Here is a 13,396-nt window from a genome sequence, read left to right as displayed (position 1 = left end):
ATAAGGTCCGCGTGATGGACGTCGAGTTACGTCACCTGCGAGTGGTGTGCGCGGTCGCCGACGCGGGCAGCATCACGCGCGCGGCGATCGGGCTCGGGAGCACTCAGCCCGCGTTGACCGCTGCCCTGCAACGGATCGAGCGCGCGTTCGGGGGAACCTTGTTCGTCCGGGGGCGGGACGGGGTCTTCCCGACGGCGTTCGGTGAATGCGTGCTCGTCCGTGCCCGCGCCGTCCTCGCCGCGGCGGACACGATGCACCGGGACGCGGCGCGTTTCCTGGCGGACGGCGAAAAGCGTCCTGTCGCGCTGGGTGGGATCGGCGGTTCGATGGTCGTCGAGCTGGCGGACCGCCTCGGTGATTCCGGCCGGGGGCAAGCGGTTTCGGTGACCACCGAGTTCTCGCCCTCGCGGTTGCTGGATCTCGTGGCAGGCGGGCAACTCGACGCGGCCGTCGTCGCCGACTATCCCGGGCACGTCCTGCCGCCCGCCCGCGGGGTGGCGTCGCGGCCGCTGGCCACGCAACCGGTGTTCGTGGCCATCGCCGCGGACCATCCGGCCGCGCGCCGCGCGGAGATCGACCTCGCCGACCTGGCCGGGGAGCGGTGGGTGCTCGGACCGTCCGACGGTGCCGGCTGGCCGGAGTGTTTCGAGGAAGCCTGTGCGCGGGCGGGATTCCGGCCGCAGGTGGCGCACCGGAGCACCGAGTTGCGGCCCCTGCAACGGCTGATCGCCGCCGGCCGGGCGATCTCCCCGTGCCAGGTCACCTTTCCCGCCTCACCCGGGATCGCGATCCGGCCACTCACGGGGGATCCGCTGTGGATGCGGTATCTGATCGCCTGGAGCACGGAAGGCGCTTTCGGCGCGGACAGCGCCGTCTTGATCGCCGCGGCCGAAGCGGCCTACCGGTCCGACACCGAAAGCAGCCACCCCTACCGGTGTTGGCTCGAACGTCGCGAACCACCGTCCCGGCGTGCCATCGGGTGACACCTGGTCGGGGAATTCCCCTTGTCGCGCAGGGGTCCTAGCCTCGGATCACCTCCTCGACGAAGGGTAAGAAATTGCGTCTGCGCGCCCTGCTGGCCGCTGCTGTCCTGACCATCACCACCGCTCCGGCCGCGCTCGCCGCGCCGGACGTCGCCCACGGCACCGATGTCCCACCAGGGCAGTTCGGGTTCGTCGCGAAGATCGCGATGACGAAGATCCCACGCCCGGACGGCTCGACCTACAGCAGCTACTGCACGGGTGCGCTGATCGCGCCCGGCTGGGTCGTCACCACCGGGCACTGCTTCCACGACGCGCACCGCAAGCGCGTCGCGGGCAAGGTGCCGTACCCGACCTTGGTGACGTTGGGCCTCGTCGACGAGTCGATCGAGTCAGGCGTGGCCCGCAAGGCGACCGAAGTGCTGCAGGCGAAGGAAAACGACGTCGCGCTCATCAAACTGGACACCCCGGTGACGACGGTGACCCCGCTGACGGTGAACCGGGTGCTCCCGAAGATCGGCCAGCAGCTGACGCTGGCGGGCTGGGGCAGCCTGACCGCCAAGAACCCCGCTCCGGCCACCCGGATGCAGCAAGGCACGGTCCAGGTGGCGACGGTGGCCCCGACGACGATCGGCGTCCGCGGCGCGGCACCCTCGATCACGACCAGTGCCTGCACGTACGACTCGGGTGCGCCGTACTTCGTCCCGGGAGGCGAGAGCGGCGTCTTGGTGTCGCTGGAGGCCACCGGGCCGGACTGCCCGCACGCCGGGATCGAGACGACCTCGCGCGCCGACGTCATCGCGGACTGGATCGCCACCCGAACGGCCTAACGGTTCGTTTCGTCCGGCGGCGGAGCGGGTAGTGGCGTGGGCAGGAGGTAGTGCGATGACGAGTACTCGAATGACCGCGCCTCCGGCGCCGCCGAACCCCATGCCGCCGGACCCCGCCGTCCCCGACCCCGGGATTCCCGAACCGGTGCCGGACCCGGGCAGGCCGGAGCCGGTCCCGGATCCCGGGGTGCCCGAACGGGTTCCCGATCCGGGGCCGGACCGCCCGATCCCGGAGCCCGAGAGCCCGCCGGAAGCCCAGCCGGGACCGGCGGGACTCAGAGGGTGAACGCGAGCCAGAGCGCGAGCCAGGCGCAGGCCGCGACCGCGACGACGACCGCGATCACCCGCAGGCCGGCGGTGGCGATCCGGAGCGACGCGGTGCCGGTGTGGTGCCGGTGATTCCCCATGATTCCGCCCTCCTTCCCACCTCACCATCCGCTCTCGGCGCGTTCGGCGCAGCGGGGAAGGTCCATCCGGGTGACCCCGGCCGGGTGAGCCCACCCCCGCATTTAAGTCCTCTGAATGCGGTAATTCGATCGCTAAGTACCGCATTCAGAGGACTAAATGCGGAGGTGGTCAGAGCCAGTCGTTGTGCGCGGCGAAGACTCCCAGCTGGAACCGGCTGGACACGCCCGCCCGGTCCATCAGGGTTTCGAGATAGCGGAACAGGGTGCGCCTGCTGACGCCGAGTTCGGCGGCGATCTCGTCGTCCTTCCGTCCGGCCGCGAGCAGGAGCAGGAGTTCCCGTTCGACCGGCCTGATCGGCTGGTCGGCCGTGCGGGCATGCCGGTCGAGCGGAAGCGCCGCCGCCCACGAGGTTTCGAACAGTCCTTCCAGCGCGGAGAAAAGACTGCAGGGACGCACGATGACGATGGACTGGTTGCGATCCGCCTCGCGGATCGTCAGCGCGATGGTCGCCGCACGGTCGTCGAACAGCGTCAGCTTCACCGGGAGCTCGGGCAGCAGGCGGGCCTGTTCGCCTGCCCGCAGGCAGGGCAGGATGTTCGTGGCGAGGTAGCCGGGATCGCCGAGCGACGCTCCACTGTAGACACATCGGTAGCTGATCCCGCGCCGTAGTTGCTCCTCCTCCAGGAGATTCCGGCGGCCACCGGTGAAGTAGGGCGGGGAGTCGAGGCGGCGCACCTGGTGCCGCACCGTGGTCGCGAGATGCCGCAGCCGGGGGACGATGGCGTCGCCGGTGACCACTTCGAGCAGGTCCTGCGCGTCCGGCATCCCCGAATGCGCGCGCCGGAAGGCGCGATACGCGGTCTGGACCGCGAGCCGCGCGTCGTGCAGTTCGGCCTGCCGTCGCGTGGTCAGTGCCGTGAGCGCTTCGCTGGGGTTCGCGGGGAGGTATGCGGACCCGTCCACTCCGGACTCCACCGCGAGCCCCGCGTCGGCCAGTTCCTTCAGTGCCAGCTGGACGGTCTCCGCGTCGCCCTCCCTCCAGGCCAGCTCGCCGGCGGTGACGGGGGCGCTTTCGAGCATCCGCCGGTAGATCCGGGCGGCGGTCTCGCCGAGACCCAGCCTGGTCAGCTGCGCGCCGAGCCCGTCCGGGGGAGCCGTCGATTCCACTTTCCACCTGCCTCTCAGCGGTCCGGGAGCGGTGCCGCCACCGCTCCCGGACCGGTTCGCCGAACCCTAGACGCCCGAGGTGTCGCGGATCCAGGAGCGGTTCGCCGAGATGCTGGTGTGGGTCGAGGTGTCCACCTTGTTGCCGGCGATGTGCACGCCGACCTGCTTGCCGCCGACGAAGACCGGGCCGCCGGAGTCGCCGCCGTTGGTCAGCCCGTCACCCCGGCGGGCCTTGATCAGTCCACTCCCGACACTGGTCACCGTCATCCGGGCGACCTTGAGGTAGCGCTGCAGGTCGCCGTCTTCGTTGTAACCCCAGCCATAAACGTGTTCGGTGTCGCCGACGGCGACGGAAGTACCGAGAGACGCGTACGTCGTGCTCACCGAGCGGTCGAGCCTCAGCAGCGCGATGTCGGCGCCGCTGGACGGGGTGTGGATGCCGGTGACCACGGCGTACGTTCCGGCCCGGTGGTCGACGTCGCCCACCCGGACGGAGTAGTCGGCACCGGGTTCGTCGACGCAGTGCTCGGCCGTGAGCACCCAGCGGGAGCTGATGATCGAACCGGAGCACCACTGCTGCCCGTTCTGTTCGATCATGGCCGCCCACGGGCCGGACTGGGCGTATTCGCCGTCGATGATGGGGGCCGCGACGGCGGCGGGCGCGACAGTCGTGAGCCCGGCCGCGCACAGCAGGGCGGTGAGGAGACCTCGGATGCGCATGGGTGCCTTCCAATGCAGGGGAATCGGGAAAGGAATGGGGAATCGACGGGTCACCCGTTCACGGCCATGGCGGATCACCAGGGATCGCCCGGCCGGATCCGATATCGGTTTTCCCATGCTAGGCAGGCGGATACGGCGGTTGATAGCGACTAAAGACGGGAACCGGACCAGCGCTTTCGGCACGTGAGTGCCGATGGCACCGATGGGTCACGGGCGGCGTCGTGAGTGGCGATCGGCGTGTCGCGAAAGCCACTTTGGGGACATCAGGCGTCGCGAAAGTGGCTTTCGCGACACGTCTCAGCCGATCAGCGGCGGCGTTTCCGGGACGGCTGCGGATCGAGCAGCTCCTCGGCGAGCAGGATCGTCCGCTCCGACAGCGTGACGGACCACCGCTCGACCGAGTCGCCGATCCGGCCCGCCTCCCGGCGCACTCCCTCGCCCGCGGGCATGCCGTGCCGCTCGGCGAGGCCCGCGAGCCTGCCGCCGGAGAGCAGGACCAGATCGGCGAGCCGCTCGCCCAGTTCGGTCAGCCGGTTCGCCGTCCGGCCCGCACGGCGCGCCACGAGGTCTTCGGTCTCCCGTCGCAGCTCCCGGACCGCGGCCCTCGACTCGTTCGGCGTCCCGGTGAGCGCGGACCTCAGGGTTTTCGTCACGTCCATCAGGGATCGACCTCCACGCGGCTCCACTGCATTCAGTGTACAGCTGTACTCCGTATCTGAGGAATACGCGATCCCGTATTCCTTTGCGGGCGCCAAAAGAGGCGACAGCTGGAGTACGTGCGTAAGCGGAGCGGCCGGTCGACACGGCATCCAGCGGCAGTCGCAAAATTTCTGAAACGTGTCAACTTCTTGCATTTTGTCCCCGGGTTGTTGCATGCTCGTACGGCTCTGGCTCCCTCCCCGCCGTCTCAAAGAAGAGAAGACGCCATGACACGTATGCGCCTGTCCCGGCTCATCGCCGGTCTCCTGGTCTCGGGGCTTTCCGTCGCCGGACTCTCCCTCGCTTCCGCCGCGAGCGGGCCACCTCCCGATCCCGTCGCCACCCCCGTTCCGGCCGCGCTCGCCGAAGTGCCATTGACGCGCACGGTGTCGGCGAGCAGCGCGTTGCCCGGTTATCCCGTCGCGAACGCCGTCGACGGAAACCGGGAGAGCTACTGGGAATCCGCCAACAACGCCTTCCCGCAGTGGATCCAGGCCGATCTCGGCACGGCGAAGTCCCTCTCGCGGATCGTGCTGAAACTGCCCGTCGGCTGGGAATCCCGCACCCAGACGCTGGCCGTGCGCGGAAGCACCGACGGCACGGCGTTCACCGACCTCGCCGCGCCGGCCGGCTACGCGTTCGCTCCCGGCACCAACACGGTCACCATTCCGATGACCACGTCGGCCCGCTACGTGCGGCTGCAGGTCACCGCGAACTCGCGGTGGCCCGCCGCGCAGCTCTCGGAATTCGAGCTGTACGGGCCGGACACCGGCGACACGCAGGCGCCGACCGCGCCGGCGAATCTCGCGCTGACCGAGCCCGCCGCCGGTCAGATCCGGCTGACCTGGTCGCCCTCGGCGGACAACGTCGGCGTCTCCGGCTACACCGTCTATCGCGACGGGACGCCGGTCACCACGATCATCGGCACCACGTTCACCGAATCCAGGCCCGCGGGGACACGGGTCGAGTACTTCGTGCGCGCAAAGGACGCGGCAGGCAACGAATCCGTCGACAGCAACCACGTCGTGCGCTCCGGGACGAGCGCGGGAGCGAACCTGGCGGCGGGCAAACCGATCGAGGCCACGTCGACCGTCCATTCGTTCGTCGCGGCCAACGCCAACGACAACGACACCGCCACGTATTGGGAATCCGCGGCGGGTTACCCGAACGCGCTGACGGTGAAGCTCGGGGTCGACGCGGACGTCGATTCGGTCGTGGTGAAGCTCAACCCGGACGCGATCTGGGGCGCGCGGACACAGAATTTCGAGGTTCTCGGCCGGGCGCAGGGTGCCACCGCGTTCACCACGCTTGCGGCGCGAGCCGACCACCGCTTCGACCCCGCCACCAACCAGAACTCGGTCGTCGTCCCGGTCAGCGGGCGCGCTTCGGAGGTGCGCCTGCAGTTCTTCGCCAACTCCGGCGCGCCCGGTGGTCAGGTCGCGGAATTCCAGGTGATCGGCACTCCCGCGCCGAACCCGGACCTCGTCGTCACCGGCACGACCTGGACGCCGTCGAACCCGACGGAGACCAGCAGGCTGGCCGTGTCCGCGACGGTGAAGAACACCGGTACCGCGAACGCGGCCGCCACCACCGTGAACGTCAGCCTCGGCGGCGCCGTCGTCGGTGACGCGGCGGTCGGGGCGCTCGCCGCCGGCGAGTCCGCCACGGTGACCGTCGACGCGGGAACGCGTCCACAGGGGACCTACACCGTGGCCGCCACCGCCGACCCGGCGGGCACGGTGGCCGAACAGGACGAAACCAACAACACCTACACGTCGCCGACATCGCTGATCGTCGCGCAGGCGCCGGGGCCCGACCTGGTGGTCACCGGCATCACCTCGAATCCGCCCAACCCGGCGGCCGGTTCGGCGGTGTCCTTCACCGTCGCGGTGCACAACCGCGGCACGAGCGTGGCGGGCGCTTCGGTGACGCGGCTGGCTGTCGGCAGCACCACGCTGACCGGCACCACCGGTGCGATCGAGGCGGGTGCCACCGCGAACGTCGCGATCTCGGGCACGTGGACCGCCGCCGACGGTGGCGCGACCCTGACCGCGACGGCCGACGCGAACGGCGCGGTCACGGAGACCAACGAGTCCAACAACAGCCTGTCGAGGGCGATCGTCGTGGGCCGCGGCGCGGCGGTCCCGTACGTCGAATACGAGGCGGAATCCGCGCAGTACCAAGGACAACTGCTGGAAGCCGACCCGCTTCGCACGTTCGGCCACACGAACTTCGCGACCGAATCCTCTGGCCGCAAGTCCGTGCGGTTGGCGAATCAGGGGCAGTACGTGGAGTTCACGTCGGCGAACCAGGCGAACTCGATCGTCGTGCGCAACTCCATTCCCGACGCCCCCGGTGGTGGCGGGCAGGACGCGACGCTCAGCCTGTACGTCAACGGGACTTTCGCGCAGAAGCTGACGTTGTCGTCGAAGCACAGCTGGCTCTACGGCAGCACCGACGATCCCGAAGGCCTGACCAACACCCCGCAGGCCAACGCGCGACGGCTGTTCGACGAGTCGCACGCGCTGCTGTCCCGGTCGTATCCGCCGGGCACGAAATTCAAGCTGCAGCGGGACAGCGGTGACAACGCGGCGTTCTACATCGTCGACCTCATCGATCTGGAAGAGGTCGCCCCGGCGTCTGCGAAGCCCGCGAACTGCGTGTCGATCACGGAGTACGGCGCCGTGCCGAACGACGGGAACGACGACTCGGCGGCGATCCAGCGCGCGGTGACCGACGACCAGAACGGCGTGATCACCTGCGTCTGGATCCCGGCGGGGCAGTGGCGGCAGGAGAAGAAGATCCTGACCGACGACCCGAACGTGCCCAACGGCGGCGGCCAGTACAACCAGATCGGCATCTCCAACGTGACGATCCGTGGCGCCGGGATGTGGCATTCGCAGCTGTACTCGCTGATCGAGCCGCAGAACGCGGGCGGCATCAACCATCCGCACGAGGGCAACTTCGGGTTCGACATCGACAAGAACACGCAGATCTCCGACATCGCCATCTTCGGTTCGGGCCGGATCCGTGGCGGGGACGGCGGCGCGGAGGGCGGTGTCGGTCTCAACGGCCGGTTCGGCACCGGCACGAAGATCACGAACGTGTGGATCGAGCACGCCAACGTCGGCGCGTGGGTCGGCCGGGACTACAGCAACGTCCCGGCGCTCTGGGGCCCGGGTGACGGCCTCGAGTTCAGCGGTATGCGGATCCGGAACACCTACGCCGACGGCATCAACTTCACCAACGGCACCCGCAACTCGAAGGTGTTCAACTCGTCGTTCCGTACCACCGGTGACGACTCGCTCGCGGTGTGGGCGAACCAATACGTGAAGGATCCGTCGCAGGACATCGCGCACGACAACGTGTTCGCCAACAACACGATCCAGCTCCCGTGGCGTGCCAACGGGATCGCGGTCTACGGCGGCTACGGCAACAAGATCGAGAACAACATCGTCCACGACACGATGAACTACCCGGGCATCATGCTGGCGACGGACCACGATCCGCTGCCGTTCTCCGGGGAGACGCTCATCGCGAACAACGCCCTGTACCGCTGCGGCGGCGTGTTCTGGGGCGAACAGCAGGAGTTCGGCGCGATCACGTTCTTCGCGCAGGGCAAGGACATCCCCGGGGTCGTGCTACGGGACACGGAGATCCACGATTCGACCTACGACGGTGTCCAGTTCAAAACGGGTGGCGGCGTCGTGACCGCCGCCCTCAGAGGCGTCAAGATCGACAAGTCCAACAACGGCGCGGGCATCCTCGCGATGAGCGGCGCCCGCGGCAGCGCGACCTTGACGAACGTGACGATCACGAACTCCGCGAACGGCGACATCGTTCGTCAGCCGGGGTCGCAATTCGTGATCAACGGCGGGCCGGTGCCGGCGGTGGTCTCGTCGGGCCGCCGTACACGGTAGGCCGGAGGTGATCCGGGGCCGGAGCGGGAGACCGCTCCGGCCCTGTTTCATGGCCGGGGGCTCAGACCCGCGATGGCCAGCCGGAACAGCCGGTCCGCCTGGGCGGCGGGATCCGGGTAGTGCTCGGTGGCCAGGACGATGCCGACGATCAGGGTGATCAGGTCGGCGACGGTGACGTCCGGGGACACCACACCGTCCCGCGCGGCCCGCCGCACGAGCGGATCCCCGGCTTCCTCGATCGCGACGGAACAGGAGTTCTCGTGCTCCAGTGGGCCGTCGTAGGCGAGCGCGGCCGCCAAACCCCTGGCGGAGACGCAGTAGGTGACGACCTCGTCGAGCCACGTCAGGAGCGCCTTCCGGCTGTCGTCCTCGCCGGTCAGCTCGGCGGCGCGGGCGCACAACGCCGCGATCCGGTTCGCGGAGACCGCCTCCAGCAGCGCCCGGCGAGTGGGGAAGTGGCGCCGGACGGTCGCCGAGCCGACGTTGGCGGTCCGCGCGATCTGCTCCAGGGAAGCGCCGGAGCCGTGCGCCGCGACCTCCTCCTCGGCGACCGCGAGGATGCGCGCGTAGTTGCGCCGTGCGTCGGCGCGCCGGCCGTCGGACATGTCTTCACCTCGGAGTTTGCATAAGTGGCGGGCCCCGCCATATTGTAGCGGACGATAAGTGGCGGGCCCCGCCACTTAGTCGACCGAAGGAGTCACCATGTCCCCAGCACCCGTTTTGGTCACCGGCGCCACCGGCAGGCAGGGCGGTGCGACCGCCCGGGCCCTGCTCGCGGCCGGTGTTCCCGTCCGCGCGCTGGTGCGCGACCCGGCCAGGGCGAAAGCCCTCGAAGCGCTCGGCGCCGAACTCGTCGTCGGCGATCTCCATGACGTCGATTCCGTGATCCGGGCGGCCAAGGGCGCGCGTGCCGTCTTCTCGGTGCAGATGCCGGGCATGAGCGCCGAAGGATTCGACTTCGCCGGCGAGGTGAGTCAAGGCGTCAACCTCATCGAAGGCGCGAGGGCGGCCGGGGTGCCGCAGTTCGTGCACACCTCCGTTTCGGGCGCCGGTCAGCACGTCGAGGCGGACGGATGGGCCGAAGGGCGCTGGATGTCGATGGAGCCCACGCTGGGCGCCAAGGCTGCGATCCAGGACCGGCTCCGCGAAGCCGGATTTCCCCAGTGGACACTGCTCAAGCCGGGCTTCTTCATGGAGAACTTCCTGCCCGACATGAAGTTCCTGTTCCCGCGCGGGGTGGACGGCGGTCTGGTGAGCGTCATCAAGCCGTCGACGTCGCTGTCTCTGGCGGCCGTCGACGACATCGGCACCGCGGCCGCCGCGGCCATCGCCGAACCGGAGCGGTTCGCCGGGGTCGAATTGGAGCTGGCGAGCGACTTCCTGACCATGGCGGAGATCGCCGAAGTCCTGTCGAGTGTGCTGGGCACGCCGCTGACGGCGCCGGACATGACCGTCGAGCAGGCGGTCGCCGCCGGGATGCCGCCGATGGGTGCCTCGCACGAGTGGCTGAACGTGGTCGGCCAGCCCGGGCGACCGGAATTCGCGCGGGAACTCGGCCTCCCGCTCACCGGATTCGCCGACTGGGCGCGAAAACACCTCGCGTAGTACGTGATCGTCGGGGCATGCGCATCGAGCCGACCGGGGGCGCACTAGTTGACAAGTCCTATAGGTGACTAGTCTACTAGTGACATGGTTCTCTCCCGCCTCATCCTGGGGTTGCTCGCCCTCGCGCCCATGACCGGCTACGACCTCAAACGCCATTTCGATTCGACCGTCGGGCACTTCTGGGCGGCGGACAAGGCGCAGATCTATCGCACCCTTGCCCGGCTCGTCACGGACGGGCTCGCCGAGGTCGAGAAGGTGGCCGGTTCCGGGGCGCCGGACAGGCAGGAACACCGCATCACCGCGGCAGGGCGGGCGGCGCTCGCCGAGTGGCTGGCGAGTGAGCCCGAGCGGCACGTCGAACGCGATCCGTTCCTCGCGCGGGTGTTCTTCGGCGCGGATCTCGATGGTGACGCCTTCCGCTCCCTCCTGGCGGCGCACCGCGAGGTGACCCGGGCGCGGCTGGAGCGGTTCGAACGGACGCGGGCGGAGTCTGGCGCGCCCGACCGGGCGGCCAGGCTTCGACTGTCCACACTGGACAACGGAATCGCACACCTGCGCGTCGAACTGGACTGGCTCGACGCGCTCGAGAAGGAACTCGCGTGAGCGCGTTCCCCGAGGTGCATTCCGCCGGGACGGCCACGGCGGAGCGGCCGGTGGTGCTGCTGCACGGCGGCAACGTCGCGAACTGGATGTGGGAGCCGCAACTTCCCGCGTTCGACGATCGGACGGTGCTCACGCCGGATCTGCCGGGCTTCGGCGAACGGGTCGGCGAGGACTGGCCGGGCTTGGACGCGGTGGCGGACGACGTCGTCGCGAGAGTGACCGGGCACGGCGTCGACGGTCCGTTCGATCTCGTCGGGCTGTCCCTCGGAGCGCTCACGGCGTTGCGCGTGCTGGCGCGGCATCCGGGCCGGGTGAGTTCGGCGTTCCTCACCAGCGCGCCACTCGTGCCCGCCGGTGCCGGGATGCGCTTGTACTGCGGGCTGCAAACGGCGTTCTCGCGGGCTCGCTGGTACTGGCGCGCCCAGGCGGCTGTCTTCGGGCTTCCCGGCGACGCACGAGCCCGGTATGTCGAGCACGGTCTCTCGGTGCGCCGCGAAACCGCGTCCGCGATGGCCGCCGAGGTCTGCGCGGGCGGTGTGCCCGCGGAAGTGGGCCGCTATACCGGGCCGCTGCTCGCGACAGCGGGGGAGAAGGATTCGGCGGCGGTGCGACGCTCGCTTTCGGAAATCGCGCGGGCCGCGCCCCAGACGCGGTCGCGGCTCGTGCCGGGGATGCACCATATTTGGAACGTGGAAAACCCGGAACTGTTCAACGGAGTCCTTCGCGCCTGGCTCGGGGGAACCGTGGATCCGCGTCTCGTGAGCTGACCGCCGGCGAGCGTGTCAGAGCACCGGGATCTCCGCCCACACCGTTTTGCGTCCCGCGCGGGCGATCACACCCCACCGGGCGCTGATCGCCTCGACCAGTGCCAGCCCTCGCCCGCGGGGGCTCGTCGGGTCCGCCTTGGTCACGCGGTACGGCCGCAGGCGCGGCCGGTGGTCGTCGACTTCGACACGGACGACGTCCCGGCCGGACGGTACGGAGACCCTGAGCTCGGCGACCCCGTCCGCGTGTTCGTGCGCGTTGGTGACCAGTTCGGTGGTCAGCAACTCGGTGTCCGCGATGGTGGTGCGGCCGACCTCGCTCAGCCGCTCCCGCAGCCAGGCCCGGATCTCCCCGAGCGGCGGGGCGATGCCGGCGGGGCATTCGTAAGCCTGTCGTGTTCTCGTTATACCCACGCGTTCTCCTTAGCGGATTTCCCAGCTTGGCCAAGAGCATGGGCGCAGTCGGGAGATACCCACGGAGCGCGGGGTTCACACGTCGGAAGTCCCGGCGATCGCGGTGACCCTGATCTCGACCCGCATCTTCGGCGCGCCGAGGGCCGGGACGCCGGTCTCCGTCCAGATCGGCGCTCGGTCGCCCATATGCGCGCGGAACTGCTCGACCATCACGCGGTTGTGGGTCTCGCCGAGGAAACCGGGGGTTTCCGGGACGTGGTACGAGTTCACGGCGATGACATCGCGCCAGGTGACGCCTGCCGTGGCGAGGGTCCGCTCGACGTTCTCGAAGGCCTTGACGATCTCCTCCTCGAGCGATTCGGGGAAGTTCAAGTCGTCGTCCCAGCCTCCTTGTCCCGAGATCTCGACGCGATCGCCGACGCGCACCGCCTGGCTGTAGCGCATCACTTTCAGTTGCCGGTCGCCGTATCCAGGCGTGGCGAAGAACTCCGGCTGGGGCATGGTGGATCCTCTCGCTGACTTCATCCTTGAAGTGAACGTAGCACGATTTGACTTCACATGTGAAGGCATCGAGTTCTGGGTAAGGTTCCGCCATGGCCACCCCGGACCCCGACGAAGCGCTGTGGCTGTCCGCTGCCGAAAAGGAGGCCTGGACCGGACTGGTCTCCCTGGTCCTCCTGCTGCCGGGACGGCTCGAGTCGCCGCTGCAGCAGGACGCCGGGCTGACGCTGTTCGAGTACCTGACCCTCAGTCATATTTCGGAGGCTCCGGACCGGCGGCTGCGGATGAGCGAGCTGGCCTACCTCGCCAACGGCTCGCTCTCGCGTCTGTCCAATGTGGTCAAACGCTTCGAGCAGCGGGGCTGGGTGGAGCGGATGCCGGACCCCGGCGACGGCCGGTACACGCTCGCCGTGCTCACCGACGACGGCTACGACGTGGTCGTCGCGGCGGCGCCCACGCACGTCCGTTCGGTGCGGGAGCTCGTCCTTGACCCCTTGACCGCGGAGGATCAGCAGGCGCTGGCCCGGATCGCCGCGAAATTGCGGACACGGCCCGCCGATCTCGCTTAGGTGAGGGCCACTCACGACCCGCGCTCCACCATTGACCCGCCCGACACGAGGTCTCGCCGCGGTATCGGCCGGCGGGCCGCGTTGCGACATTCGGTGCGCATTCGCTGGTGACTTCAGATTTTCGCCCGGCGAGAGTGATCACGGGAAACGCCGAAATCTTCGGCACCTCTCACACTGAAGAGTGAGAGGTGCCGAACGTCCTTCGACTGGACGGCG

At 69.2% G+C, this 13,396-nt stretch carries 15 protein-coding genes; 8 read left to right on the top strand and 7 right to left on the bottom strand.

Annotated features, from left to right (window positions below; all coding sequences use genetic code 11):
• Positions 1-14: 14 nt before the first annotated feature.
• The 3 genes from ACZ3HL_RS12645 (at position 15) to ACZ3HL_RS12635 (ending at position 2,096) form a co-directional block, all read left to right on the top strand.
• Complete coding sequence (locus tag ACZ3HL_RS12645) at positions 15-983, top strand: LysR family transcriptional regulator (RefSeq protein ID WP_465530770.1); 969 nt, start codon at positions 15-17, stop codon at positions 981-983.
• 74 nt (positions 984-1,057) lie between these two features.
• A complete protein-coding gene (locus ACZ3HL_RS12640; protein ID WP_465420694.1) occupies positions 1,058-1,810 on the top strand; it encodes a trypsin-like serine protease in 753 nt (250 codons plus the stop codon).
• Positions 1,811-1,865: 55 nt separating this feature from the next.
• The gene (locus ACZ3HL_RS12635) at positions 1,866-2,096 is read left to right on the top strand and encodes a hypothetical protein (RefSeq protein ID WP_465420692.1); all 231 of its coding nucleotides are present in this window, start codon (positions 1,866-1,868) and stop codon (positions 2,094-2,096) included.
• On the opposite strand, the gene ACZ3HL_RS12630 is transcribed toward ACZ3HL_RS12635, so the two are convergent.
• The 4 genes from ACZ3HL_RS12630 to ACZ3HL_RS12615 form a co-directional block, all read right to left on the bottom strand.
• A complete protein-coding gene (locus ACZ3HL_RS12630) occupies positions 2,086-2,217 on the bottom strand; it encodes a hypothetical protein (protein WP_255432080.1) in 132 nt (43 codons plus the stop codon). The genes ACZ3HL_RS12635 and ACZ3HL_RS12630 overlap by 11 nt on opposite strands.
• Positions 2,218-2,386: 169 nt before the next feature.
• Positions 2,387-3,385, bottom strand: coding sequence for a LuxR C-terminal-related transcriptional regulator (locus ACZ3HL_RS12625; protein ID WP_465530767.1), 999 nt, complete (start codon positions 3,383-3,385; stop codon positions 2,387-2,389).
• A 66-nt stretch (positions 3,386-3,451) separates the two neighbouring features.
• A complete protein-coding gene (locus ACZ3HL_RS12620) occupies positions 3,452-4,105 on the bottom strand; it encodes a S1 family peptidase (protein WP_465420688.1) in 654 nt (217 codons plus the stop codon).
• 305 nt (positions 4,106-4,410) lie between these two features.
• Complete coding sequence (locus ACZ3HL_RS12615) at positions 4,411-4,764, bottom strand: hypothetical protein (protein WP_465530765.1); 354 nt, start codon at positions 4,762-4,764, stop codon at positions 4,411-4,413.
• A gap of 267 nt (positions 4,765-5,031) precedes the next feature.
• Here ACZ3HL_RS12615 and ACZ3HL_RS12610 point away from each other — a divergent pair, with 267 nt between their 5' ends.
• Positions 5,032-8,724 carry a CARDB domain-containing protein gene (locus ACZ3HL_RS12610; protein WP_465530763.1) on the top strand — a complete coding sequence of 1,231 codons (3,693 nt, stop codon included), beginning with the start codon at positions 5,032-5,034 and terminating at the stop codon, positions 8,722-8,724.
• Between the two features lie 47 nt (positions 8,725-8,771).
• On the opposite strand, the gene ACZ3HL_RS12605 is transcribed toward ACZ3HL_RS12610, so the two are convergent.
• Positions 8,772-9,329, bottom strand: a complete 558-nt coding sequence (locus ACZ3HL_RS12605; RefSeq protein WP_465530761.1) for a TetR/AcrR family transcriptional regulator — start codon at positions 9,327-9,329, stop codon at positions 8,772-8,774.
• 97 nt (positions 9,330-9,426) lie between these two features.
• On the opposite strand from ACZ3HL_RS12605, the gene ACZ3HL_RS12600 reads away from it, so the two are divergent.
• From ACZ3HL_RS12600 to ACZ3HL_RS12590, 3 genes are all read left to right on the top strand, one after another.
• Positions 9,427-10,329: an NmrA family NAD(P)-binding protein gene (locus ACZ3HL_RS12600; RefSeq protein ID WP_465530759.1), complete on the top strand. Its 903-nt coding sequence runs from the start codon at positions 9,427-9,429 to the stop codon at positions 10,327-10,329.
• Positions 10,330-10,413: 84 nt separating this feature from the next.
• Positions 10,414-10,932: a PadR family transcriptional regulator gene (locus tag ACZ3HL_RS12595; protein ID WP_465530757.1), complete on the top strand. Its 519-nt coding sequence runs from the start codon at positions 10,414-10,416 to the stop codon at positions 10,930-10,932.
• A complete protein-coding gene (locus tag ACZ3HL_RS12590) occupies positions 10,929-11,699 on the top strand; it encodes an alpha/beta fold hydrolase (RefSeq protein WP_465530755.1) in 771 nt (256 codons plus the stop codon). Before ACZ3HL_RS12595 ends, ACZ3HL_RS12590 begins: the two co-directional genes overlap by 4 nt.
• A gap of 15 nt (positions 11,700-11,714) precedes the next feature.
• Here the strand turns inward: ACZ3HL_RS12590 and ACZ3HL_RS12585 are convergent, their stop codons facing one another.
• Complete coding sequence (locus tag ACZ3HL_RS12585) at positions 11,715-12,110, bottom strand: ATP-binding protein (RefSeq protein ID WP_465420672.1); 396 nt, start codon at positions 12,108-12,110, stop codon at positions 11,715-11,717.
• 75 nt (positions 12,111-12,185) lie between these two features.
• A complete protein-coding gene (locus ACZ3HL_RS12580; RefSeq protein ID WP_465530753.1) occupies positions 12,186-12,611 on the bottom strand; it encodes a Rid family hydrolase in 426 nt (141 codons plus the stop codon).
• Positions 12,612-12,703: 92 nt separating this feature from the next.
• Here ACZ3HL_RS12580 and ACZ3HL_RS12575 point away from each other — a divergent pair, with 92 nt between their 5' ends.
• The gene (locus ACZ3HL_RS12575; protein ID WP_465530751.1) at positions 12,704-13,180 is read left to right on the top strand and encodes a MarR family winged helix-turn-helix transcriptional regulator; all 477 of its coding nucleotides are present in this window, start codon (positions 12,704-12,706) and stop codon (positions 13,178-13,180) included.
• The last annotated feature ends 216 nt before the right edge of the window (positions 13,181-13,396 follow it).

This window comes from Amycolatopsis sp. NPDC000009 (genome assembly GCF_055563465.1).
The sequence above is the reverse complement of the archived record's forward strand: the minus strand, read 5'-3'. Positions and strand labels throughout refer to the sequence as shown.

Bases quoted from the DNA above. Each gene is read 5' to 3' on its own strand.
- ACZ3HL_RS12600 (WP_465530759.1), top strand. From the start codon at position 9,427: ATGTCCCCAGCACCCGTTTTGGTCACCGGCGCCACCGGCAGGCAGGGC.
- ACZ3HL_RS12610 (WP_465530763.1), top strand. From the start codon at position 5,032: ATGACACGTATGCGCCTGTCCCGGCTCATCGCCGGTCTCCTGGTCTCG.
- ACZ3HL_RS12645 (WP_465530770.1), top strand. From the start codon at position 15: ATGGACGTCGAGTTACGTCACCTGCGAGTGGTGTGCGCGGTCGCCGAC.
- ACZ3HL_RS12630 (WP_255432080.1), bottom strand. From the start codon at position 2,217: ATGGGGAATCACCGGCACCACACCGGCACCGCGTCGCTCCGGATCGCC.
- ACZ3HL_RS12605 (WP_465530761.1), bottom strand. From the start codon at position 9,329: ATGTCCGACGGCCGGCGCGCCGACGCACGGCGCAACTACGCGCGCATC.
- ACZ3HL_RS12575 (WP_465530751.1), top strand. From the start codon at position 12,704: ATGGCCACCCCGGACCCCGACGAAGCGCTGTGGCTGTCCGCTGCCGAA.
- ACZ3HL_RS12580 (WP_465530753.1), bottom strand. From the start codon at position 12,611: ATGCCCCAGCCGGAGTTCTTCGCCACGCCTGGATACGGCGACCGGCAA.
- ACZ3HL_RS12620 (WP_465420688.1), bottom strand. From the start codon at position 4,105: ATGCGCATCCGAGGTCTCCTCACCGCCCTGCTGTGCGCGGCCGGGCTC.
- ACZ3HL_RS12615 (WP_465530765.1), bottom strand. From the start codon at position 4,764: ATGGACGTGACGAAAACCCTGAGGTCCGCGCTCACCGGGACGCCGAAC.
- ACZ3HL_RS12635 (WP_465420692.1), top strand. From the start codon at position 1,866: ATGACGAGTACTCGAATGACCGCGCCTCCGGCGCCGCCGAACCCCATG.
- ACZ3HL_RS12595 (WP_465530757.1), top strand. From the start codon at position 10,414: ATGGTTCTCTCCCGCCTCATCCTGGGGTTGCTCGCCCTCGCGCCCATG.